This is a genomic window from Pseudoalteromonas sp. NH0006-46, assembly GCF_057547735.1.
Genome location: NZ_BAAJML010000008.1, coordinates 96796 through 119978, shown reverse-complemented (window position 1 = coordinate 119978; position 23183 = coordinate 96796). Strand labels below are relative to the sequence as shown.

Genomic DNA, 23183 nt, shown 5'->3' with positions numbered 1-23183 from the left:
CTTTAATGTAAACAGGTAATTACGTAGGCTTTAAAACACCCGTTATTAAAATACACCAAAACGACTTTTAATAATGTTATGGGATAAAACACAAGTACTGTACAAATAAACAGCATGGGTAGATATGCCATTTCACGCTTATAAAACACTCAACTCACTGCCTAGTAATTTAGCTAAGTGGTTTTAATTTTTGCCGCTGTTTATTATGATGAGCTTTCACCCTGCCTTTTTAAATCCATTAAGGTTTTTTCAGTCATTTTATTAAGGATTAGCGTATGACTCACTATAACGAATCTCCAGAGCAAATTGCACAAGCCACCGGGGGCTATGTGATGCAGCAAACTATGTTGCGTATTAAAGATCCAGCACCGTCGCTTGCATTTTATGAAAACGTACTGGGCATGAAACTGTTAGGAAAATACGACTTTCCTGGTATGGAGTTTACTTTGTACTTTTTAGGCTACGAGCAAGACATGCCAAAGGGCGATGATACAGAAAAAACACAATGGGTGTTTCGACGCCCTGCGCTGATTGAGCTTACCCATAACTGGGGCACTGAAAACGACGACAGTTTTACCGGTTATCACAGTGGTAATGAAGAACCAAAAGGCTTTGGCCATATTGGGATTAGTGTACCCGATGTATACGCTGCCTGTGAGCGCTTTGCTAAATACGATGTAGAGTTTGTTAAAAAGCCAGATGGTGGTTCAATGAAAGGTCTTGCCTTTATTAAAGACCCTGACGGTTACTGGATTGAAATACTCTCGCCGGAGGGTATTACTGACATTATTCAATCGCAATAAAAAACATTAAACATAAAAAAGCCTGCAAATGCAGGCTTTTTGTTTACAAGTACTGTGAAAAACTTGAATTTTTTAACGACGTAAAGCGTCTATACGCGAGTCAAGCGGCGGGTGCGATGAAAACAACTCAGCCATGCTTTTACCACCCGCAATACCAAACGCCATCATTGATCCTTGTAACTGCGAAGGATGGTTTTGCTTTAAACGTTCAAGAGCGGAGCGCATTTTGTCGGCGCCAACTAATTTTGCTGCACCGCTATCGGCTGCAAATTCACGCTGCCTGCTGTAATGTGCCACAACTATACTTGCCAACACCCCAAACAGTACTTGGAATAACATGTCGAATAAAATGTAGGTCCAGCTTATTCCGCCCTCTTCTTCATCGCCATTAAGAAAGTTATCTACGATATTTGCCAACACTTTCGCAGCAAAAATTACAAAGGTATTAACCACACCTTGAATAAGCGTAAGCGTTACCATGTCGCCACTGGCAATATGTGACACTTCATGAGCGAGCACGGCTTCGGCTTGATCTTGGGTCATGCTTTGCATTAGCCCTGTACTTACAGCGACTAGTGAGTTGTTTTTACTTGGGCCTGTTGCAAACGCGTTCATTTCGGGGCTGTTGTAAATTGCCACTTCAGGCATTGCAATACCCGCTTTTTTGGCTTGCGCAGCAACAGTGTTTATTAACCACTGCTCGGTTTCGTTACTTGGTTGAGTAATAACCTGCGCACCTGTTGATTTTTTAGCAATCCATTTAGACATAAATAGTGAAATAAACGATCCACCAAATCCAAATACGGCTGCAATAAGTAATATACCACCTAGGCTACGATGGCTTAAACCCAGCGCGCTCATTATAATTGAAAGCACCACACCTAATACCAACATAACCGCGAGGTTAGTTAATAAAAACAAAAATACACGTTTCATTCGAGTTCTCCAAAAATAACATTTATTGCTGAGCGATTTTTCTAAAATTTGATCGACTATGAGCAACACTACCCCTATGACACACTATGTCACAGGGGGTGTGTTATTTTGTGACAAACTATGTCACAACACAAGTAGTATTTATGGATTTATTGATAAATTTTCAAGAAGTGTTTTATAAATTTGTAATTTTGGCGTTTGCTCGCTGTAAGGGCTGATAGCAAGAATAGGAAATGGTAACCGCGCCTTTAAACTATCAAGGTTTGCTTGGTACTCATCCATATGCTCATCAACTTGGTTGGCTATCCATCCTACACAGTTAATGCCTAAGCTTTGCATATGTGCCGCGGTTAATAGCGCATGATTTAAGCAACCTAACTTCATACCGACGACTAATATAACGGGTAGTTGTTCTGTTTTAACCCAGTCGTATAAATACTCAGTATTATTAATAGGTAAAGCCCAGCCACCCGCTCCTTCTGTGAGTATAAAGTCAGCGCCTTGCTGCTTTACCGTTTTATAAGCTGCGGTAAGCTTGCTAACGTTTATACTTACCCCAGCCTGCTCTGCGGCTATGTGGGGGGCTATAGGTGGTGCAAAAGTAAAGGGATTTACCACATCGTATTTTGCACTCACCGTTGCACTTTCCATCAGCATAAGTGCGTCGGCATTAACAAGTTGATCAAACGCCATTTCAGACCCAGCAGCTAGGGGTTTATACCCTATTGCCTTTTTTTTGTGTTGAGCAAGTAACTTTAACAATAAACTAGTTACATGAGTTTTTCCGGCGTCGGTGTCAGTACCGGTAATAAAAAATTCTTTCATGGCTGTGCCTTTTAAACAGACGTTATTTACGCTTTATTTAATGATAACAATACTACATGGTAAGAAACACACGCTTTTTGGTTTATTAAAGGGTACGCTGCACACGCTTTTTTTAATGCCGACTTTGTTAATAACCCTTGGCGTGTATTAGCTGTGTTTTGGGTGGTTGCGCCAATAGCCTTTATTGAGCGAATAGCGTGTAATGCAGACGCATATTCGTCTGTATAAATTTTAGAGATTACCCTGTTGACCTGAAAGCCAGAATTTTGGACCGATTGGCTTATATAATCACCCGCATTAAATGTATTAATATGGTTGTGACTATCTACCGCAGCGAACGCTGTTTGTATTTCGTTAAGTGAGCCTTCAACTACAGTGCTAATATAAGCCTGCCCGCCCGGTTTTAACACCCCATAAAGTGACTGTAAAAGCGCCTTAAAATTGGCCGACCATTGCACTGCAAAGTTACTAAAAATTATATCGACACTGCTTGCTTGCAGTGGCAAGTTATCCATATCTGCGCAAATTTTGTAATCACCTTCATTACAGGTTTTGAGCATATCATAGCTTAAATCCATTGATAACACGGTACCGTAAAGGCGTTGAAGTTGCTGGGTGTTTACAAGTGGGCCTGCGCCTAAATCAACGCACACCTTATTTTTATTGCAAGCTAGTGGGTTTATTAGTTTGAATAAATCATCGGCTGCTTTTTTTTGAACATGCGCATGTGTATTGTAATTACCTGCCGCTTTTGAAAAGTTAACTTGCGCTCCTTTTTTAAGTGCCGGGTTAAGCCTTTTTAATTGGGTTGTTGCAGCGGCCTTTGTAACCGGCTCAATATCCAGTGCGTGGGCAATCATAGTAGTGCCTTTGCTAAATGTTTAACAAGATAAGTAATATCATCAAGGGTATGCGCTGCCGTTAAAGTCACTCTTAAGCGCGCAGTATTGTATGCAACCGTGGGCGGTCTAATTGCGGTAAGCCAAATTCCTTGCTGCTTGAGTTTATTGGCCGCTTTTATTGTTTGCTCTGCACAGCCCAGAACAATAGGTTGAATAGCCGTATCGGACTCCATTACCGCTATATTATGCTGTTGTGCAAGGTGTTTAAATGCCGCTATGTTTTTATTTAATGTTGAGCGTTGCGTATCAGCTGTTTTAATATGCTTTATACGCGCTAAGGTATTGTTTGCCATTAACGGCGACATAGCTGTTGAGTATGTGTAATCGCGATTATATTGCAGCATGTAGTCTATAAATAAGTGTGAACCCAATACACACGCGCCGCTACTGGCAACCGCTTTACCAAATGTAATGACGAGTATGTCGGGTAAAGTATCGCCAATAAGTGTTTCGCAACTACCAAGACCTGTTTTACCCAAAGCGCCAAAGCCGTGCGCATCATCTATCATCAACCAAGCATTATGTTGTTTTGCAAGGAGCAGTAGATCTCTTATGGGGGCCGTATCGCCATCCATCGAAAAAACGCCTTCGCTAATAATTAACTTGTTTTGTGCTTTTGACTTTTCGAGCCGAGACCGTAAATGGTTTAAATCGTTATGATTAAAACGTATTAATGCCGCATTAGAGTGAAGCGCCCCATCTATTAAGCTGGCGTGGTTTAACTTGTCTTGAAAAATAGCACTGCTTTGCGCTGCTGATTTATCCTGAAACAACGCTTTAATTACACTGCTATTAGCACTAAAGCCAGAATTAAAAAGCAGCCCAGCTTGATAACCAAACTGAGTGCATAAGTACTGCTCTAATGCTTGTTGCTGTATTTGATACCCTGTTACTAAAGCAGAGCTGTGGCTACCTAGCGTGTTAACATTTTCACTGTGGATAGCTATATCACCAAAGCCCAAATAGTCATTACTAGCAAAATTTAAATACGTTTTATTATCAACCTCAATAGTGCGTGCCGTGGCATTTTGCACCACGTGGCGTTTTCGTAATAGCGATTGCTCTGCCCGCTCATTAAGGTGTGTACTAATAAATTCAAATGGCATGAGTAAGACTTAATTAGGCTTCGTAAAACAATTCAGATGTGGCTTTATCAGCTACTTGCGATGAAAGCGACGCAGCTACAGCTTCGTCTGAATAATCTTCACGCGTTTCTGGGTTCATACCTAACTTTTTAATAAGGTTCATGTCTGCATCGGCTTCTGGATTTTCTGTAGTAAGTAGTTTATCACCATAAAATATAGAGTTAGCGCCCGCAAAAAAGCACATTGATTGCATTTGCTCATTCATGGCGTTGCGCCCTGCCGACAAACGTACATAGCTGTGCGGCATCATTATACGTGCAGTTGCTATGGTGCGTATAAACTCAAAATGATCTAAATCGTCCACGTTTTCAAGCGGGGTACCTTTTACTTTTACCAGCATATTAATAGGCACACTTTCTGGCTGCTGTGGTAAATTAGCTAACTGCATTAGTAAACCATAACGGTCGGCGGCTTGCTCTCCCATACCGACTATACCGCCTGAACACACTTTCATACCGGCATCGCGCACATGATCTATGGTATTTAATCTGTCTTCAAAAGTACGGGTTGATATAATTTGCTCGTAGTATTCAGGTGATGTGTCTAAATTATGGTTATAGTAATCTAAACCTGCACTGCTGAGTTCATGGGCTTTTTCGTTTGTGAGTTTGCCCAGCGTCATGCAGGTTTCAAGGCCAAGCTCTTTTACTTCTTTTACCATTTTTGAAATGTATGGCATGTCTCTGTCTTTTGGATCTGACCAAGCTGCACCCATACAAAAACGTGTAGCGCCTTTTTGTTTAGCAAGGCGTGCTTGCTCTACTACTTTTTCTACTTCTATTAGGCGTTCGCGTTCAAGGTCGGTTTTATAATGCCCCGATTGCGGGCAATATTTACAGTCTTCTGGGCAAGCGCCTGTTTTAATTGATAACAAAGTAGAAATTTGTACTTCATTTGGATTGAAGTTAGCACGGTGAACCGACGCAGCTTTAAACAGTAAATCGTTAAACGGCATTTCAAATAATGCTTTAACTTCGCTATGGGTCCAATCGTGACGAACAGGTGCACGTTCCATAATTCTCTCTTTATTTTTTTCATATTGGTGATGTTGGATTAGTCTAAAACTTCACGTACCATTGTCAACGAAGCTCACCCAGTTAAAGTTTACATATGAATAAAAAACAACCAATTGATTTAAATTTTGATCGTGAACACATTTGGCATCCATACACATCAATGACTCAGCCTATTCCTGTTTACCCTGTCACCCATGCTAAACACAATATAATTCACCTCGAAACAGGCGAACAACTAATTGATGGGATGGCATCGTGGTGGAGTGCTATTCATGGTTATAACCACCCTGCTATTAACCAAGCAATGGTTGGACAAATTAATGACATGAGCCATGTAATGTTTGGGGGTATTACGCATTCAAGTGCAGTTGAGCTGTGCAAAAAGCTCGTCAAAATTACACCTAGCAGCTTAAACAAAGTATTTTTAGCTGATAGTGGCTCAGTGAGTGTTGAAGTAGCTATTAAAATGGCACTGCAATACTGGTTAAGCCAAGGTATTAAAACAAAACAAAAATTAATGACGCCTTATAAGGGCTATCATGGCGATACGTTTGCTGCAATGAGTGTATGCGATCCTGTTAACTCTATGCATAGCCTATATAAAGGTTTTTTACCTGATCACATATTTGTACCTGCCCCGGCCAGTAAGTTTTCTGGTACTTTTGAAAAAAGTGAAGCGATTGAACTTGAACATTATTTTAAAAATAATCACCAACACGTAGCCGCTTTTATCATTGAGCCTATTGTACAAAACGCAGGTGGTATGAATTTTTACCACCCCGACTATTTAGCCTGTGTAAGGCAGCTATGCACGCAATATAATGTACTTTTAATATGCGACGAAATAGCCACTGGATTTGGCCGAACAGGTAAATTATTTGCGGTTGAACACGCCAATATCGAACCCGATATCTTATGCATAGGTAAAGCACTAACGGGTGGCTCAATGACTTTATCTGCCACACTGACTAGCGATAAAATAGCCAAAGGCATAAGCGAAGGTGAAGCCGGTGTTTTGATGCACGGTCCTACCTTTATGGGTAACCCGCTAGCGTGTGCAGCTGCGTGTGCCAGCATAGATTTATTACTTGAGCAAAACTGGCAACAGCGTGTATCTGATATAAATGACCAACTCCAGCAATTACATCAATGTATGGAGCTCAAAGATGTTGCTGATGTTAGAACCTTAGGTGCAATAGGCGTTGTAGAATTATCTGATGAAGTGGGAAGCATTGATGTTGCCACTATCCAAGCTTATTTTGTAGAAAAAGGCGTATGGATCCGCCCTTTCGGTAAACTAATTTATCTTATGCCACCGTATATAAGTGACGAAAACAGTATTAAAACGCTTTGCAATGCAATATACAGTGCAATTAAAGGCAAACATTACGCTAAAGCTTGTTAATTATTGTCGGTCTAAAAGTGATGCTAATTAGCCAAGGGCGGATTTAACTTGATGTAGATCATCTACATTAATTAAATTCGTCTTCAAGCCTTCAAATATGTGATTAGCGGTTTTAGTATATTGCTCTTCGTAATATTTACGGATATGATAATACCTATCATTTACAATTACCTTTTGGACGTCTTACATGAACTTATTTTTTAAACCAGCCAAAGCATTAGGTGCCTCTTTTTTAATCGCGTCTGCATTTATTTCACAACCTTTATTTGCTAACGGCCCTATTGGCGAGCATGTAAATCACCTTCAAGCTAACCTTAAAAGTTATAATGAAGAAGTTGAGTGGATGGTAGGTAAAGTGGACACGCTTGTTAGCACCTACGAAAGTAAAGGCGCTAAAGCTGTAAACACCGACGATTTAATTGAATATTGGGAATCGGTAAAATTTCACAGTGCAATTGAAACTAACTTAGTACCTGTTTATGCCTCTATTTGGCAAGGTTTGTACGGTGTAAAAATGGCAATTGATGGTGGTAAATCAGCAGCTGAAGTACGTACACAACAACACGCTATGAATACTGCCTTATGGCAAGGTTTAGGTGCAGTTAAACTAGCGGCTAAATTTCAACAAAAAGGCTTGTTAAAGGCGGTTACAGCCACAGCAAGCAAAGAAATGACACAAAGTGCAACAATAGACGAAATAAAGCACAAACTAGACCGCGTTATCGCAAAACTTGCTGAACGCCTTCAAGACGAAGCAACTGAAATTGTACACGACACCTACCTACACTTATTCGAAGGCGTTGAAGGAACACTTATTGAGCAAGATGCCAATTTAGTGGAGGCACTTGAAAAAGATTTTAACGTAACGCTTCCAAAAGCGATTGCAGACAACAAAAGTGTTGATGAAGTGCGTGATGTAGTAACTGACATGCAAACAAAATTAGACCGCGCTAAGGGTTTAATTGAAAAAGCCGAAAAAAATCGTAAGGACGTTTTTTAGTGGAACGCAGAACCTTTATACAAGGGTTGGCTGCATTAGGGGTAATGGGCTCATTGCCATTACCTCTATCGCAGGCTTTTGCCAATACGGTAAATAACCCCGTGTCGGTTGACGATTTACCAAAGCTTAAAGGTGATTTAACCTTATATTTAGGCCGAGGTGAAGGCGGTTTGTACGAAAATGTATTACAAGCTATCCAAAAAAATAACCCTGATTTTAATTTAGCTATTCGCCGCGGACCCACCGCTGCGCTTGCCAACACAATTGTTGCAGAAGCCAAAGCTGGCGTTAAACGCGCTGATTTATTTTGGGCTGTTGACTCTGGTGCTATTGGCCTAGTAACTGATGCAGGACTTGCTAAGCCACTGCCAAACGATTTATCAGTGCAACTGCAGCCACAATTTAAGTACAAAGAGTGGGCACCAGTAACTGGCCGTATACGTACATTACCTTATAACACATCACGTTTAACGAAAGATCAAATTCCAACGAGTATTATGGAAATTGCTCAAAGCGATTTGAGTATAGGTTGGGCGCCTGCCTATGCGTCTTTTCAATCATTTGTTACTGCAATGCGTATTTTAGAAGGTGATGATAAAACAGCTAAATGGCTCAAAAAAGTTAAAAAGCGTGCAAAAACCTACGCTGGTGAATTAGGTGTTGTTATGGGTGTAGAACGGGGTGAAGTAGATATCGGCTTTGCCAATCATTACTACACCTTGCGATTGAAGTCAGGCAAGCCTGATGCAAAACTTGATTTAGCGTTTACTCAAAACGACGCAGGCTGTTTGGTAAATGCTTCTGGCATTTTAACGCTTAACAGTGACCCGCTTGCAACTAACTTTATGCGTTATTTACTGAGTAAAGAAGTGCAAGGTTATTTAGCACGTGAAGCATACGAAATACCGCTAGTAAACGGTATTGAGCAGCCAGACGGTTTACCTTCGCTTTCAAGTGTTTTACCACCTAAAATTGATTTAACACAACTTGCAGATTTACGTCCCACTATTGACTTAATGCGCAGCAACGGCGTTTTATAATGCGAATACCTCCATCTTATCCAATGGCGCTGCTTGCAGCGCTCATTACGCTTACTCCTATTTGTATATTAATGGTGCTTGCAAGCGACTCAAGCTCTTATTTTGATAGCCATAACTTGGCCATTTTAGGCAATACACTGGCTTTAATGGGCTTAACTGTTTTGGGTTCTATTTTGATTGGCGTGCCACTGGCATTTATAAGTGCCTATGTTCATTTACCCTTTAAAAAAGCATGGCTTGTATTGTTTGCAGCCCCGCTTGCTATTCCCAGTTATATTGGTGCATTTACGCTTTACGCGGCATTTGGCCCTGGGGGCGAAATAAATAATTTATTGGGATTTGAAACACCCCCTATGTATGGGTTGTCAGGTGCTGCAATAGTTATGACACTGTATACGTTTCCATTTGTAATGATGACTACCCGATCATCGTTATTAAGTTTAGATGCCAGCATGGTAAACGCAGCACGTACATTGGGTATGTCGATGACCCAAAGTGTATTCAACGTTATTTTACCCCGTGTAGTGAATGGCATTGCTGCTGGGTCGTTATTAGTGGCACTTTATACTTTATCTGACTTTGGCACCCCAGCCATGATGCGTCTTGATACCTTTACACGTGTTATTTATGTTGAATACAACGCCTTTGCACTGGGTCGCGCAGCGATGCTGTCGCTTCAGTTAATGGTTATTGTAGGTTTTTTACTACTTATAGAATCACAAATAAAAACGGCTACTGAGCGCCATGGCCGCCCTCTTATTTTATTTCCAAATAAGCTACAACTAGGTGCTATATTTACTCTGTTCGCTCCTGTCCTACTACTGGCTATAGGTTTACCACTGGCCATATTTTTTATATGGCTTGCGAGAGATGGCGTAAGTAATTTTGACTTTACAATTGCATGGCACTCTACTTATGCGTCTGCGCTTGCTGCTATGGTGGCAGTTATTGTAGCTGTGCCAGTTGCACATGCAGCCCTTAGTGGTAAAGCTGGTCGAATTATGGAGCGAGTAACCTATTTTGGCTTTGGCATACCTGGCATTGTAATGGGCACGGCGCTCGTTTATGGCGGGTTACAATTACCATTTTTATATCAAACTTTAGGGCTATTAATCATAGCGTATATGCTACGTTTTTTACCCCTAGCGGTTGGTTCAATTCGCACCAGCACCGAACATTTAGATCCAAGCTTGGTGAAATCTGCTCGCGTCCTTGGCGCAAGCCCGCGTGAAGCCTTTACGCGTATTACCTTGCCTTTAACCATGCGCGGTATCGTGGCTGGTGGCGCATTGGTGTTTTTAGAATCAATGCGTGAACTTGAAGCAACCTTATTATTAGGTCCAACAGGGTTTGAAACTCTGTCTACTTATTTATGGCGTGTATACGAAGCTGGCTATTTTGGCCGAGCTGCCATTCCTGGGCTGTTATTAGTGGTGATCTCTGCTTGTGGTTTAGCTATTATGATGTCTGGCGAAAAACGTAACCAGTTTGAACATTAAGGATTAGAAGTAAATGCTATCTGTAAGTCAGTTGTCTATAGATTATGGCAGTAATCGTGTTGTAAGCGATTTAAATTTAACGCTTGGTGAAAACGAAATCCTAATGCTTGTTGGTCCAACCGGTTGTGGTAAAAGTACAATATTACAAGCACTCGCAGGCTTAATACCTATCTCTGAGGGTGAAATAAACGCAGATAAATGGCGTGCAACCCCTAATAAATCGGTGCCCCCTGAAAAGCGCAGTGTAGGTATGGTTTTTCAAGACTTTGCGTTATTTCCGCATTTAACGGTTGAGCAAAATATTTATTTTAAATTAAAAGATAACAGCGTTGCGAATCATTGGATTAACTTACTTGGTCTTGAAGAGTTTAGGACTAAGAAACCTGCAACTCTGTCTGGCGGTCAAAAACAACGTGTTGCTCTAGCACGTACCCTTGCCCACCAGCCAGAATTTGTATTACTCGATGAGCCGCTATCAAATTTAGACGCAGCTTTAAAAGACATGTTGCGTTGGGATATACGAAATGCACTTAAAAATGCGGGTGTGCCTGCTATTTGGGTAACACATGACCAAGAAGAAGCCCTATCTGTTGGTGACCGTGTTGGTATTTTAAAAGGCGGAGAAATACAACAAATTGACACTCCCGAAAAATGCTTTAGTACCCCCGCTAATCGTTTTGTTGCGCGTTTTTTGGGTGAAGCTAGCTTTATAAAAGGCACGTTAAATAATGGCCAAGCACTTACCGACATTGGTAATGTTCCCGCTCACGGTGTTGACTGCGCTCTAGGCGATGTTGATGTCTTATTGCGTCCAGACGATGTTTTATTAGTGCAAAGCAGTGTAGGTAATAATGGCGAAGTTATTTGGGTACGTTTTGAAGGCGGAAGCCGATTATGCGCAATAAAACTTGCCTGTGGTACATTAGTTACTAGCCGTGTGAGTCATGAAGTGGTTGTTCACCCTGGTGATAACGTGCATGTTTCGCTAAGCACTTCTCATCCACTGGCGGCATTTAAAAGCTAGCGGATTAACCATGTTACTTTGGAGGAAACTATGAACGGACCAAACCCAAATAACCCATCTCCAATGCCAGGGTTTCCTCAAGTAGGTTATTTAAAAAATTTTATTACGTCACCTAATATCGAAGTAGGTGATTACACGTATTACGACGACCCTGATGGGCCTGAACATTTTGAAAAAAATGTCCTTTATCATTTCGATTTTATTGGGGATCGTCTCATCATAGGTAAGTTTTGTGCGATAGCCAAAGATGTGACCTTCATAATGAATGGGGCCAATCATCAAAGTGCTGGTTTTTCTACCTACCCTTTTTTTATATTTGGTAACGGGTGGGAAAAGTCTGCACCCCAACCAGGTGATTTACCTTTTAAAGGCAATACTGAAATAGGGAATGATGTATGGATTGGCTATAACGCCACCATCATGCCTGGGGTAAAAATAGGAAGTGGCGCAATCATTGCCAGTAAATCGGTAGTGACCAGCGATGTACCTGCTTATGCTGTCGTTGGTGGGAATCCAGCAAAAATAATCAAACAGCGTTTTGACGATAAAACGATTAGTGCACTGCTATCCATAGCATGGTGGGACTGGAGCAGTGACAAAATCACTACTCATTTAGATGCTATAACTCACAATAATTTAGATGTACTGTCTAAACTTTAGCACTACCACTCAAACATATACGCCATTTTACTTATCGTTTTAAGCGGCACATTATGCGAGTTACGTTTAGCGTATAGGTGCTGCATAGATTTATCTTTAACTTCACCCACAATCACTTCTTTTACTTGATAACCTAATGCAACAGCTGCTTGAGTGTATGCCACAAATTCCCATTTTTTAATATTGGTGTTGTCTACAATTACAAGCGGAATGTCTTGTGCGAGGGCCTGTATAAAACGGGCTAAATTTAAATTATGGTATTGGGGTAATTTAAATTTATCAAAGTGATACTCACCCTGCTCGTTTAAAAAGTAATCGTCTGTTGAGCAAATTAAATATTGGCTTTCATCTGCAGTCGCTAATTCGTCTGCTAAATTTTGTGCATAATACGACTTACCGCTTCCAGGTAGTCCACGTAAAATAAAAACTTGTTTCATAGCATCCATTTCTAAAGTAATGGTCATTATTGAGTAATCAAAAAATATATAATGCCACAAAATCGTTAAACTTCAGAGCAGCAAATAACAAACTTAGTCATTTGTGCCTTAAAATCGACTAAAAATAAACCGCATTGATAAAAACTTTTAAAGAGTTGCCCGCAACAGTTTTTTTATTTTACTTTACTAGGTAAGATACAGGGTTCTAGTACAGCACCTTCTATTAATAAAATAGAGCGCATGTGTTGTACATATTTAAATAAATAAAGTTAGGCAACTTATATCATTGGAGTGAAGATGAGCCATTTAGCGATTTCAGAGCTATTAAAAGGCAATGTTGCGGTAGACAGCCAAGTAACAATTAAGGGCTGGATCCGTACTCGCCGCGATTCAAAAGCAGGAATATCATTTTTAGCCGTTCATGACGGTTCGTGTTTTGATCCTATTCAAGCGGTAGTTCCTAATTCACTAAATAATTATGATGAAGTTACTAGCTTAACAGCCGGTTGTTCTGTATCGGTTACTGGTGTTTTAGTTCAATCTGCTGGCCAAGGTCAATCGTTTGAAATTCAAGCTAATTCAGTAAAAGTTTTAGGTTGGGTAGAAAACCCAGATTCATACCCAATGTCGGCAAAGCGCCACAGCATTGAATACTTACGCGAACACGCGCACCTTCGCCCTCGTACTAACATGATTGGCGCTGTTACACGTGTACGTAACTGCTTAGCACAAGCTATCCATCGTTTTTATCACGAGCAAGGCTTTTATTGGATCAGTACGCCAATTATCACAGCAAGTGACTGTGAAGGCGCAGGTGAAATGTTCCGTGTATCGACACTCGATATGCAAAACCTTCCACGTACAGATAAAGGTGATGTTGATTACAGCGAAGATTTTTTTGGTAAAGAAGCATTCTTAACTGTATCTGGCCAGTTAAACGGCGAAACTTACGCGTCTGCAATGTCAAAAATTTATACGTTTGGCCCAACTTTCCGTGCAGAAAACTCAAATACTTCACGTCACTTAGCTGAATTTTGGATGGTTGAACCAGAAGTTGCGTTTGCTGATTTAGAAGACATCGCAAAACTTGCAGAAAACATGCTTAAGTACGTATTTAAAGCGGTACTTGAAGAGCGCCGTGACGATATGGAGTTTTTTGCACTACGTGTTGAAAAAACAGCCATTAGCCGTTTAGAAGAATTTGTAGAAAAAGACTTTGCCCAAGTTGATTACACTGACGCAGTAGAAATACTTAAAGCCTGTGGTAAAAAGTTTGAGTACGCTGTTGAATGGGGTGTAGATTTACAATCAGAGCACGAACGCTACTTAGCAGAAGAACATTTTAAAGCACCTGTAGTAATTAAAAACTACCCACGTGATATTAAAGCATTTTACATGCGCCAAAACGAAGACGGCAAAACCGTTGCCGCTATGGACGTAGTTGCACCGGGTATTGGTGAAATTATTGGTGGTTCTCAGCGTGAAGAGCGTTTAGATGTGCTTGATGCGCGCCTTGAAGAAATGGGCTTAAACAAAGAAGACTACAGCTGGTACCGCGATTTACGTAAATACGGTAGCGTACCGCATTCAGGCTTTGGTTTAGGTTTTGAGCGCTTAGTTGCTTATGTAACAGGTATGGGCAACGTACGTGATGTAATTGCCTTCCCTCGTACAAAAGGCAGCGCAACGTACTAAAATTTAGATTAATAAGTTGTTTTAATATTTAAAACCAGCCAATTGGCTGGTTTTTTTATAACAATAACTTAGCGTATAAAAAAAGCCGCAGCACCCATAAGGCACCACGGCTTTCAACCAGAATAGTTTTAATAAATGACTATAGTGCGCTTTCTAATTGCGGTAACACATCAAATAAATCGGCAACGAGTCCGTAATCTGCAACTTGAAAAATAGGCGCGTCAGGGTCTTTGTTAATTGCGACAATCACTTTTGAGTCTTTCATTCCCGCAAGGTGTTGAATAGCACCGCTAATACCCACAGCAATATACAGGTTAGGCGCTACAATTTTACCTGTTTGCCCCACTTGCATATCATTAGGTACAAAGCCTGCATCCACTGCTGCACGCGATGCTCCAATAGCAGCCCCCAGCTTATCTGCAACACCATTTAGTAATGCAAAGTTTTCACCATTTTGCATGCCACGGCCACCCGATATAACTACATCAGCTGCAGTAAGTTCAGGGCGCTCTGACTCAGTTTGTTCAACACTTACAAAACGACTTAACTGTGAAGCAGACACCATTTCTACAGTAGTAACAGGCGCTTGGGCTTGTTCACCTTGAAGATCAAAACTACTTGCACGAACAGTAATAACTTTCTTGCTATCAAGTGATTTTACTGTGGCGATAGCATTACCTGCATAAATTGGGCGTTTAAACGTATCGGCATCGATTACAGCAATTATTTCAGATATTTGCGCTACATCTAAAAGCGCTGCAACGCGTGGCATAAAATTTTTGCCCGTGGTAGTGGCGCTTGCCACAATATGACTGTAGTTATCAGCAAGGCTCAATACTAAGTCTGTCATGCTTTCAGCTAGTTGATGCTCATAAACAGCGTTGTCTGCTGTAAGTACCGCATTAACACCTGCAATACTCGCTAGCTTTTCGCTCATAGCGCCTATATTTAAACCTGCAACAAGTACATCTACGTCTAAGCCTAATTTAACAGCGGCGTTAATTGTTTTTGAGGTTTCTGGTTTTAAGGCACCGTTATCGTGCTCTGCAATTACAAGTGTTTTCATTTAAATCACCTTTGCCTCTGTTTTTAATTTTTCTACAAGTTGTGCAACGTCTTCTACAATAATACCGCCACTGCGTTTAGCGGGTTCTTCTACGCTAACAAGCTGAACACGCGGTGTTAGGTCTACGCCTAAAGAATCTGCTGCTATTACATCAAGGGGCTTACGTTTTGCTTTCATTATGTTGGGTAGTGATGCATAACGAGGTTCGTTCAAACGTAAATCAGTCGTAACAATGGCAGGCAATGAAAGGGCTACCGTTTGCAAACCGCCGTCTACTTCACGCGTTACATTTACTTTGCCATCAGCGACAACGACCTTAGAAGCAAACGTACCTTGCCCACGATTAGTCAAGGCTGCAAGCATTTGCCCTGTTTGATTATTATCTGAATCAATCGATTGCTTGCCTAAAATTACAAGCTCAGGTGCTTCTTGCTCTACTATTTTTGCGAGTAATTTAGCAATGTGTAATGACTCTAATTTTTCATCAGTTTCGATGTGAATTGCTTTATCTGCACCCAGTGCAAGCGCTGTACGTAATTGTTCTTGCGACGTTTTAGCGCCAATAGTAACAGCTACCACTTCAGTGGCAGTACCCGCTTCTTTTAAACGGATGGCTTCTTCTATTGCTATCTCACAAAACGGGTTCATCGCCATTTTGACGTTGGCTAAATCTACGTCGCTGTTGTCACTTTTGACACGCGCTTTTACGTTGTAATCTATAACGCGTTTTATTGGTACAAGAACTTTCATAGGAACTCCATAATTATTTAAACCTACAACCTAACGTGTACGTCAACCTATTTATTTTATGAAATCAGACTACTTCCTGTTGACGTAAACGTCAACCTAAAATAACCTTTAACTATTCACAGCCTGTAACGAAAAATTTGCATTGTAATAAATAGGCTGAACACCTTATTCAAATACTGATGCAGTATTGAGTGAGTCCGTCATAAATAAAGAGGTTATTATGGTCGAACGTGAAACCATGGAATTTGATGTAGTTGTTGTAGGCGCAGGACCTGCAGGACTTGCCAGTGCAATAAAACTCGCACAACTTGCACAAGAAAAACAACAAGAATGCATGATTTGTGTTGTTGAAAAAGGCTCTGAAGTGGGTGCACATGTTCTGTCGGGTGCTGTTTTTGAAACCAAAGCTTTAGATGAGTTACTGCCCAAATGGCAAGAGCAAGGCGCACCAGTCACTACAAAAGTAACCAATGATGAAATTTATTGGTTTAATAATGAAGAAAAAGCAACGTCAATCCCCCACTTTGCTACACCTAAAACGTTTCATAATAATGGCAACTATATTGTATCGATGGGTAACGTATGCCGTTGGCTTGCAGAGCAAGCTGAAAGTTTGGGCGTAGAAATATTTCCAGGCTTTAGTGCACATTCACTTATTATTGAAGACGACACTGTAAAAGGCATTATTACAGGAGACATGGGTGTTGATAAAGACGGAAACGAAAAAGACGGTTACATGCCAGGTATGGAACTAAGAGCTAAATACACTATTTTTGCTGAAGGTTGCCGTGGACATTTAGGCAAACAACTTATAAACCAATTTGCGCTTGATGCTGATTCATCGCCTCAACATTACGGTTTAGGTTTTAAGGAAATATGGCAAGTAGATGAATCGAAACACCAAGAAGGAACGGTGGTTCATGGCACGGGTTGGCCGTTAAATGGTGATACAAGTGGTGGTGCATTTATTTATCATAGCGAAAATAATCAGGTCGTTGTTGGCTTAATTGTTGATTTAAATTACGCAAACCCACACTTAAGCCCGTTTGATGAATTTCAGCGAATGAAACATCACCCTGTTTTTAAACAAGTGCTTGAAGGCGGTGATCGAATTGCTTATGGGGCGCGTGCTATTGCAAAAGGTGGATTGCATTCTTTACCTAAAATGCATTTTCCAGGGGGGTTATTAGTAGGCTGTGATGCTGGTACTTTAAATTTTGCAAAAATTAAAGGAAATCACACGGCAATGAAATCGGGTATGGTGGCTGCTGAAGTCATTTTTGAAGCACTTCAAAATGAACAAGAAAATACTGACTTAAAAAATTACCGCATACGATTTGAACAATCTTGGGCCTATAAAGAACTTTACCAGTCGCGTAACTTTGGCCCGGTAATGCATAAACTAGGTAAGTTTTTAGGGGGTGCATATAACACACTCGATCAGAATGTATTTAATGGTGCTTTACCGTTTACCTTTAAAGACAACGTACCAGACTACTCTACTCTTGTTGATGCTAACATTGCTGAAAAAATAAATTATCCCAAGCCTGATGGGTCACTGAGTTTTGATAAACTTTCAAGTGTGTTTTTATCAAATACTAACCATGAAGAGTCTCAACCTTGTCATCTAAAACTTAAAAACGCAGCAATACCAATACACGTTAATCTTGTAAAATATGATGAACCCGCACAGCGCTATTGCCCAGCAGGTGTTTATGAAGTTCAAGAAATAGAAGGTAAAAACGAGTTTGTCATTAATGCACAAAACTGTGTGCACTGTAAAACCTGTGACATTAAAGATCCAAGCCAAAACATAACATGGGTTACACCTGAAGGTGCTGGCGGTCCAAATTACCCCAATATGTAATATCTTTTACATATAAATTATAAACATATCCTAAATTGCAGGGGCTTCGGCCCCTTTTTTGCGCTATGCTGATTATATAATTAATAAAAAGAGTAAAGTTTATGCCGTCGTCAAATGTTGTTTTTCGTTTTTTAGCAGAGCCCACCGATGTTAATTTTGGAGGAAAAGTGCATGGTGGTGTGGTCATGAAGTGGATTGACCAAGCTGGCTATGCCTGTGCCGCTGGCTGGAGTGGTCATTATTGTGTAACCGTATCGGTGGCGGGTGTTAAATTCAGACGCCCTATTTTGGTTGGGCAAATAGTAGAAGTAGAAGCAAAAATAGCGCATACCGGTAAAACAAGTATGCAAATATTTATACAAGTTCGATGCGGCGACCCAAAAACACAAAACATGGTTGAAACCAACCATTGTGTAATAAGCTTTGTCGCCATGGATGAAACGGGTTACCCCGTTGCAGTGCCAGAGTTTAAAGCGGTTACCAATGAAGATATAAAATTAGAAAATTACGCAATTAAGATGAAAGAAATTGCGATAGAAACCGAAAACTTACTTCATCAAGTATAGTTACGCGTTAGCTAATTTTTGTACTGTAAAAAAATCCTAATACATTGTAAAAAATACAATTTATTTAAAATCGCTAAGTGTCACTATTTAGCGATTTGTTTAATAAAAAACCTAACCGACCCAAAAATCCAATCCTAAATAACTAGTCCTGCTGGTTTATTGATCTATTTAATCATTGGCACGTTCACTGCAACTAAGTAATTGAAGTTTGAATAAATCAAATCATATTATTTTTTTAAAGGAGCTATTTAATGATTAAATCACTTTCTCTTTCAGCATTAGCGCTAGCAACGCTTGGTTTTAATTCTGCAGCGCAGGCAGATATTTCCGATTTTGATTCTCCGCGTATTTATACCGGTATAGGCTACGGACAATATTCTTTTGAATTTGAAGACAGTGAAAACGATACTGACTTTGATGATGATTCGCAAATGCTAAAAGGATACATTGGTACACAATTTAATGAGTATTTGAGTGTAGAGCTGGCTTATCAAAATTTTGATGAAGTTAGCGACATTGACAGTAAAGCAGAGATTGATGGTGTGTCATTGGCCGCGCGCTTGGGTATTCCCCTAACTGAAAGCTTTTCGGTGTACGCTAAAGGTGGTTGGTTAGAATGGGATGCTGATATAAAACAAGAACTCCCAATTGGAAGCATCTCTACATCGCAAGATGGTGGTGATGCATTTTATGGTGCAGGTTTAGAGTTTGCCTTTTCAAGCAATGTACAAATGCGTTTAGAGTACGAACGTTACAAATTAGACGACGATATTGACCCTGATATGGATGTAGCATCTGTATCGTTGCAATACATGTTTTAAACTTTAAACACTATAGTTAACAAAGGTAAGCTAAAGCTTACCTTTTTTTCATTAAATATAAACCGCTCAGTCTAAAAGCGCTTTTAAACCACTGGGTCTAAATAAAATTCTTTGTATTAATGCGATAGCATCTAAATACAGGTAGAATAAATCTCTATTCTATTTGTACTTGAGTGACATGAGCGACTACAGCATTTCGGCCGTTGGCCATATACAATCTCCCTATAAACAAAAGTTTGCCATTCCAAGACAGCCGCGTTTAGTGCCTGAAGCTAAAGCCAAACTTATTTTTGCGCCCGACTTTAATCGCGAAGAATTTGTACGCGGCATTGATGAATTTACACACATTTGGTTATTGTTTCGCTTTCATGAAACCGCAGATAAAGGCTACTCAGCCATGGTGCGCCCACCTCGTTTAGGCGGTAATGAACGCAAAGGTGTATTTGCAACCCGCGCTACTTTCAGACCAAACGCCATTGGTATGAGCGCAGTAAAGCTTGAGGGTATAGAATATAAAAATGGCCAACTAAGTTTATTACTTGCCGGAATAGACCTACTTGATGGCACGCCCATCATCGACATAAAGCCCTACTTGCCTTACTCAGATGCCATGCTTGACGCAAGTGCTGGCTTTGCAGATACACGCCCAGAAACACAAATGAGTGTAGAGTTTACCCCCGAGGTGACTTTATTCATTGAGCAGCAAACTCAATACCCTGATTTATTAAACTTTATTAGTAATGTTTTAAAACAAGATCCACGCCCTGCTTACAAAAAACAAAAAGACGGCGAGCAGAGTTATGGAATGACTTTGTATGATTACAATATTCGCTGGCACGTTAATGGCGAGCACAACCTAGTAACAAATATAGAAAAAAGCTAAATAACTCACTTAGCGCTTTTGTGTAAAAGCAACCGCTGGTAAACTTAAGCTCTATTAAAAGAACATATTACTCTATTTCGGAAAAATAATGCGTACCAGTCAATATATACTCGCAACACTTAAAGAAACGCCTTCAGATGCTGAAATTGTATCGCATCAGTTAATGCTTAGAGCCGGTATGATCCGCCGCGTCGCTTCGGGTTTATACACTTGGTTACCCTCTGGTTTACGCGTTTTGCGTAAAGTTGAAAACATTGTTCGTGAAGAAATGGACAAAGCAGGCGCAATAGAAATGCTGATGCCTGTTATTCAACCTGCTGATTTATGGGAAGAGTCGGGTCGTTGGAGCGAATTTGGTCCAGAGCTCATGCGCTTTACAGACCGCCATAATCGTGAATTTGCCCTTGGTCCAACACATGAAGAAGTGATCACTGATTTTGTTCGTAAAGAAGTGAATAGCTACAAGCAGTTACCGCTTACTTTATACCAAGTACAAACTAAAGTACGTGACGAACGACGCCCTCGCTTTGGTGTAATGCGCGCACGTGAATTCACCATGAAAGATGCTTATTCGTTTCATTTAAGCGAAGAATGTTTAAATAATACTTACCAAGCAATGCACAAAGCATACTGTAATATTTTTGAACGTTTAGGCCTAGATTATCGCCCTGTAATTGCCGATACAGGCTCTATTGGTGGTAGTGTATCTCACGAATTCCATGTTTTAGCCGAATCAGGCGAAGACGCTATCGCATTTAGTGATGGTAGCGATTATGCGGCTAACATTGAAAAAGCCGAAGCCCTTGCGCCAACAGAGCCACGTGCTGATGTGACAAAAGAGTTAAAAGCGTTCCCTACTCCAGATGCTAAAACAATTGAAGAGCTTAAAAAGCATTACGGTGTTAAACCACATCGTAGTGTTAAAACTTTAATTGTTTATGGTGCGCCAGATGAAAACGAACAACGTGGTTTAGTTGCGCTTGTTATCCGTGGCGATCATGAGTTAAACGAATTAAAAGCAGAAAAGCACCCGTTAGTTGACTCACCTCTTGAAATGGCAAAAGAAGCAGATATTATTGCTGCAATTGGTGCAAAACCTGGCTCACTGGGCCCTGTAGGATTAACAATGCCAATTATTGTTGACCGCACAGCCAACGTAATGGCTGATTTTGTCGCCGGTGCTAATAAAGACGATGAACACTTTAGTGGTATTAACTGGGACCGCGATGTAACAAACTACGACGTTGCTGATATTCGAAACATCGTAGAAGGCGACCCTAGCCCTTGCGGCCAAGGCACATTACAAATTAAACGTGGTGTTGAAGTAGGCCATATATTTCAACTTGGTACTAAATACTCAGACGCCATGAAAGCAGGCGTATTAAACGAAGATGGCAAAAACCAAGTAATGACCATGGGTTGTTACGGTGTGGGTGTATCGCGTATTGTGGCTGCTGCTATTGAGCAAAACAACGATAAGTACGGTATTATTTGGCCGCAGTCTATTGCGCCATTCGATCTAGCAATTGTACCAATGAACATGCATAAATCGCATCGTATTCCTGATATTGCTAACAACCTTTATCAAGGTTTGAAAGATGCTGGTGTAGATGTGTTATTTGACGACCGTAAAGAGCGACCTGGTGTTATGTTTAACGACATGGAACTTGTAGGCGTGCCTTTCACGCTCGTAATTGGCGAGCGTAACCTAGACGAAAATAAAGTAGAACTTAAAAATCGTCGCACAGGTGAAAAACTTATGATCGACATAGATACCGCAATCGAAAGCATTAAAGCGGCTATGCAGGCCTAAACACTTACTCGTTATTCAATAACGTTAATAAAAAACCGCTTTTTTAGCGGTTTTTTTATGGCTGAATTTTGTGTCATATAGCTTTACTAAAAGTGTCGTGTAACTGTCATTTTTTCTCTCTAAAGTAATTTATAGTTAACAAAACTAATGAGGGACACTATGAAAGGCGCTGAACAACAAGCTAAATACCCTGCTATATGGATATCAGATGTTCACCTTGGCTATAAAGATTGTAAAGCTGATTATTTACTCAACTTTCTCAACTCTGTCGACACTGATGTTTTATATTTAGTGGGTGACATTATTGATTTATGGTCAATGAAGCGCCATTTTTATTGGCACCCTTCTCACTATCAAGTATTAAATTGCATTCAACAAAAAGCAGCCAACGGAACGCGTGTAATTTACATCCCTGGTAACCACGACGAAACGTTTAGACACTATGTGGATAAAACAATTTTTGGTGTTGAAGTCCACCAGCAATATATTCATACCACTCAAGCAAATAAGCGTTTTTTACTTGTCCACGGAGATGACTTTGATAGCGCAACTCGCTATAACAAAATTATTAGTATTGCAGGCGATGCTGGCTACGATTTACTTTTATTTTTAAATCGTTGGAGCAATAAAATAAGAAAGTTGTTTGGGGGTAATTATTGGTCGTTAGCGTCGTGGATAAAAGCACGGGTTCATAAAGCTCGTGAAGCAATAAATGCGTTTGAAGACGCCGCTATTCATGAAGCCAAAAAGCAAAAAGTAGATGGCATTATTTGTGGGCATATACACCACCCTAAAATAAAAGTGTGCGACGGCATAGTGTATTGCAACGACGGAGACTGGATAGAAAACTGCACTGCATTAGTAGAACAATCTGACGGAAAAATAGAACTACTTCACTGGTCAGATACACATACAATTTTAGACAGCGCCGACATATCTAACATATCATCGCCACTAATGAGTGATAACACGTCAAAACCCAATAAGTCAGCAGCTTAATAACTTCTGACTTTAGTACAAGTAATACGTT

Annotated in this window: 22 protein-coding genes; 14 read left to right on the top strand and 8 right to left on the bottom strand. The window is 40.4% G+C overall.

Annotated features, from left to right (window positions below; genetic code table 11):
* Window positions 1-275: 275 nt before the first annotated feature.
* Complete coding sequence (gloA, locus tag AC27I2_RS15185; protein WP_487204755.1) at window positions 276-803, top strand: lactoylglutathione lyase; 528 nt, start codon at window positions 276-278, stop codon at window positions 801-803.
* Between the two features lie 72 nt (window positions 804-875).
* On the opposite strand, the gene htpX is transcribed toward gloA, so the two are convergent.
* From htpX to bioB, 5 genes are all read right to left on the bottom strand, one after another.
* Window positions 876-1739, bottom strand: coding sequence for a protease HtpX (gene htpX / locus AC27I2_RS15180; protein ID WP_487204754.1), 864 nt, complete (start codon window positions 1737-1739; stop codon window positions 876-878).
* 141 nt (window positions 1740-1880) lie between these two features.
* On the bottom strand, window positions 1881-2564 hold the full coding sequence (gene bioD / locus AC27I2_RS15175) for a dethiobiotin synthase (protein ID WP_487204753.1): 684 nt from the start codon (window positions 2562-2564) through the stop codon (window positions 1881-1883).
* Between the two features lie 26 nt (window positions 2565-2590).
* The gene (locus tag AC27I2_RS15170; protein WP_487204752.1) at window positions 2591-3424 is read right to left on the bottom strand and encodes a methyltransferase domain-containing protein; all 834 of its coding nucleotides are present in this window, start codon (window positions 3422-3424) and stop codon (window positions 2591-2593) included.
* Window positions 3421-4572, bottom strand: coding sequence for an aminotransferase class I/II-fold pyridoxal phosphate-dependent enzyme (locus tag AC27I2_RS15165; protein ID WP_487204751.1), 1152 nt, complete (start codon window positions 4570-4572; stop codon window positions 3421-3423). The genes AC27I2_RS15170 and AC27I2_RS15165 overlap by 4 nt, the downstream gene beginning before the upstream one ends.
* A 13-nt stretch (window positions 4573-4585) precedes the next feature.
* A complete protein-coding gene (gene bioB, locus AC27I2_RS15160) occupies window positions 4586-5626 on the bottom strand; it encodes a biotin synthase BioB (protein WP_058405598.1) in 1041 nt (346 codons plus the stop codon).
* Window positions 5627-5721: 95 nt separating this feature from the next.
* Here bioB and bioA point away from each other — a divergent pair, with 95 nt between their 5' ends.
* The 6 genes from bioA (at window position 5722) to AC27I2_RS15130 (ending at window position 12255) form a co-directional block, all read left to right on the top strand.
* Complete coding sequence (bioA, locus tag AC27I2_RS15155; protein WP_487204750.1) at window positions 5722-7032, top strand: adenosylmethionine--8-amino-7-oxononanoate transaminase; 1311 nt, start codon at window positions 5722-5724, stop codon at window positions 7030-7032.
* A gap of 187 nt (window positions 7033-7219) precedes the next feature.
* Window positions 7220-8032: a hypothetical protein gene (locus tag AC27I2_RS15150; protein WP_487204749.1), complete on the top strand. Its 813-nt coding sequence runs from the start codon at window positions 7220-7222 to the stop codon at window positions 8030-8032.
* Window positions 8032-9072, top strand: a complete 1041-nt coding sequence (locus tag AC27I2_RS15145; protein ID WP_487204748.1) for an extracellular solute-binding protein — start codon at window positions 8032-8034, stop codon at window positions 9070-9072. Before AC27I2_RS15150 ends, AC27I2_RS15145 begins: the two co-directional genes overlap by 1 nt.
* A complete protein-coding gene (locus AC27I2_RS15140; protein WP_487204747.1) occupies window positions 9072-10571 on the top strand; it encodes an ABC transporter permease in 1500 nt (499 codons plus the stop codon). The genes AC27I2_RS15145 and AC27I2_RS15140 overlap by 1 nt, the downstream gene beginning before the upstream one ends.
* A gap of 13 nt (window positions 10572-10584) precedes the next feature.
* Window positions 10585-11595 carry an ABC transporter ATP-binding protein gene (locus tag AC27I2_RS15135; protein WP_487204746.1) on the top strand — a complete coding sequence of 337 codons (1011 nt, stop codon included), beginning with the start codon at window positions 10585-10587 and terminating at the stop codon, window positions 11593-11595.
* Between the two features lie 30 nt (window positions 11596-11625).
* Window positions 11626-12255 carry a Vat family streptogramin A O-acetyltransferase gene (locus AC27I2_RS15130; protein WP_487204745.1) on the top strand — a complete coding sequence of 210 codons (630 nt, stop codon included), beginning with the start codon at window positions 11626-11628 and terminating at the stop codon, window positions 12253-12255.
* 2 nt (window positions 12256-12257) lie between these two features.
* On the opposite strand, the gene AC27I2_RS15125 is transcribed toward AC27I2_RS15130, so the two are convergent.
* Window positions 12258-12692 (bottom strand): ATP-binding protein, encoded by a 435-nt coding sequence (locus tag AC27I2_RS15125; RefSeq protein WP_008131176.1) that lies wholly within the window; start codon window positions 12690-12692, stop codon window positions 12258-12260.
* 297 nt (window positions 12693-12989) lie between these two features.
* Between AC27I2_RS15125 and asnS the strand changes: the two genes are divergently transcribed.
* Window positions 12990-14387 (top strand): asparagine--tRNA ligase, encoded by a 1398-nt coding sequence (gene asnS, locus AC27I2_RS15120; protein WP_138527587.1) that lies wholly within the window; start codon window positions 12990-12992, stop codon window positions 14385-14387.
* Between the two features lie 139 nt (window positions 14388-14526).
* Here asnS and AC27I2_RS15115 read toward each other — a convergent pair whose 3' ends face one another.
* Both AC27I2_RS15115 and AC27I2_RS15110 read right to left on the bottom strand, forming a co-directional pair.
* Window positions 14527-15453 (bottom strand): electron transfer flavoprotein subunit alpha/FixB family protein, encoded by a 927-nt coding sequence (locus AC27I2_RS15115; RefSeq protein WP_487204744.1) that lies wholly within the window; start codon window positions 15451-15453, stop codon window positions 14527-14529.
* Window positions 15454-16203: an electron transfer flavoprotein subunit beta/FixA family protein gene (locus tag AC27I2_RS15110; RefSeq protein ID WP_487204743.1), complete on the bottom strand. Its 750-nt coding sequence runs from the start codon at window positions 16201-16203 to the stop codon at window positions 15454-15456.
* A gap of 220 nt (window positions 16204-16423) precedes the next feature.
* On the opposite strand from AC27I2_RS15110, the gene AC27I2_RS15105 reads away from it, so the two are divergent.
* The 6 genes from AC27I2_RS15105 (at window position 16424) to AC27I2_RS15080 (ending at window position 23152) form a co-directional block, all read left to right on the top strand.
* Window positions 16424-18070 (top strand): electron transfer flavoprotein-ubiquinone oxidoreductase, encoded by a 1647-nt coding sequence (locus AC27I2_RS15105; protein WP_487204742.1) that lies wholly within the window; start codon window positions 16424-16426, stop codon window positions 18068-18070.
* A 101-nt stretch (window positions 18071-18171) separates the two neighbouring features.
* Complete coding sequence (locus AC27I2_RS15100; protein WP_058405587.1) at window positions 18172-18636, top strand: acyl-CoA thioesterase; 465 nt, start codon at window positions 18172-18174, stop codon at window positions 18634-18636.
* Window positions 18637-18887: 251 nt separating this feature from the next.
* On the top strand, window positions 18888-19457 hold the full coding sequence (locus AC27I2_RS15095) for an outer membrane beta-barrel protein (RefSeq protein WP_487204741.1): 570 nt from the start codon (window positions 18888-18890) through the stop codon (window positions 19455-19457).
* A gap of 178 nt (window positions 19458-19635) precedes the next feature.
* A complete protein-coding gene (gene tsaA, locus AC27I2_RS15090; protein WP_219421982.1) occupies window positions 19636-20340 on the top strand; it encodes a tRNA (N6-threonylcarbamoyladenosine(37)-N6)-methyltransferase TrmO in 705 nt (234 codons plus the stop codon).
* Window positions 20341-20428: 88 nt separating this feature from the next.
* Window positions 20429-22153 carry a proline--tRNA ligase gene (locus tag AC27I2_RS15085; protein ID WP_487204740.1) on the top strand — a complete coding sequence of 575 codons (1725 nt, stop codon included), beginning with the start codon at window positions 20429-20431 and terminating at the stop codon, window positions 22151-22153.
* Between the two features lie 159 nt (window positions 22154-22312).
* The gene (locus AC27I2_RS15080) at window positions 22313-23152 is read left to right on the top strand and encodes a UDP-2,3-diacylglucosamine diphosphatase (protein WP_487204739.1); all 840 of its coding nucleotides are present in this window, start codon (window positions 22313-22315) and stop codon (window positions 23150-23152) included.
* The last annotated feature ends 31 nt before the right edge of the window (window positions 23153-23183 follow it).

Bases quoted from the DNA above. Each gene is read 5' to 3' on its own strand.
- AC27I2_RS15100 (WP_058405587.1), top strand. From the start codon at position 18,172: ATGCCGTCGTCAAATGTTGTTTTTCGTTTTTTAGCAGAGCCCACCGAT.
- asnS (WP_138527587.1), top strand. From the start codon at position 12,990: ATGAGCCATTTAGCGATTTCAGAGCTATTAAAAGGCAATGTTGCGGTA.
- gloA (WP_487204755.1), top strand. From the start codon at position 276: ATGACTCACTATAACGAATCTCCAGAGCAAATTGCACAAGCCACCGGG.
- htpX (WP_487204754.1), bottom strand. From the start codon at position 1,739: ATGAAACGTGTATTTTTGTTTTTATTAACTAACCTCGCGGTTATGTTG.
- tsaA (WP_219421982.1), top strand. From the start codon at position 19,636: ATGAGCGACTACAGCATTTCGGCCGTTGGCCATATACAATCTCCCTAT.
- bioB (WP_058405598.1), bottom strand. From the start codon at position 5,626: ATGGAACGTGCACCTGTTCGTCACGATTGGACCCATAGCGAAGTTAAA.
- AC27I2_RS15085 (WP_487204740.1), top strand. From the start codon at position 20,429: ATGCGTACCAGTCAATATATACTCGCAACACTTAAAGAAACGCCTTCA.
- AC27I2_RS15125 (WP_008131176.1), bottom strand. From the start codon at position 12,692: ATGAAACAAGTTTTTATTTTACGTGGACTACCTGGAAGCGGTAAGTCG.
- AC27I2_RS15080 (WP_487204739.1), top strand. From the start codon at position 22,313: ATGAAAGGCGCTGAACAACAAGCTAAATACCCTGCTATATGGATATCA.
- AC27I2_RS15165 (WP_487204751.1), bottom strand. From the start codon at position 4,572: ATGCCATTTGAATTTATTAGTACACACCTTAATGAGCGGGCAGAGCAA.
- AC27I2_RS15110 (WP_487204743.1), bottom strand. From the start codon at position 16,203: ATGAAAGTTCTTGTACCAATAAAACGCGTTATAGATTACAACGTAAAA.
- AC27I2_RS15130 (WP_487204745.1), top strand. From the start codon at position 11,626: ATGAACGGACCAAACCCAAATAACCCATCTCCAATGCCAGGGTTTCCT.
- AC27I2_RS15095 (WP_487204741.1), top strand. From the start codon at position 18,888: ATGATTAAATCACTTTCTCTTTCAGCATTAGCGCTAGCAACGCTTGGT.
- AC27I2_RS15140 (WP_487204747.1), top strand. From the start codon at position 9,072: ATGCGAATACCTCCATCTTATCCAATGGCGCTGCTTGCAGCGCTCATT.
- AC27I2_RS15115 (WP_487204744.1), bottom strand. From the start codon at position 15,453: ATGAAAACACTTGTAATTGCAGAGCACGATAACGGTGCCTTAAAACCA.
- bioA (WP_487204750.1), top strand. From the start codon at position 5,722: ATGAATAAAAAACAACCAATTGATTTAAATTTTGATCGTGAACACATT.
- AC27I2_RS15105 (WP_487204742.1), top strand. From the start codon at position 16,424: ATGGTCGAACGTGAAACCATGGAATTTGATGTAGTTGTTGTAGGCGCA.
- AC27I2_RS15135 (WP_487204746.1), top strand. From the start codon at position 10,585: ATGCTATCTGTAAGTCAGTTGTCTATAGATTATGGCAGTAATCGTGTT.
- AC27I2_RS15150 (WP_487204749.1), top strand. From the start codon at position 7,220: ATGAACTTATTTTTTAAACCAGCCAAAGCATTAGGTGCCTCTTTTTTA.
- bioD (WP_487204753.1), bottom strand. From the start codon at position 2,564: ATGAAAGAATTTTTTATTACCGGTACTGACACCGACGCCGGAAAAACT.
- AC27I2_RS15170 (WP_487204752.1), bottom strand. From the start codon at position 3,424: ATGATTGCCCACGCACTGGATATTGAGCCGGTTACAAAGGCCGCTGCA.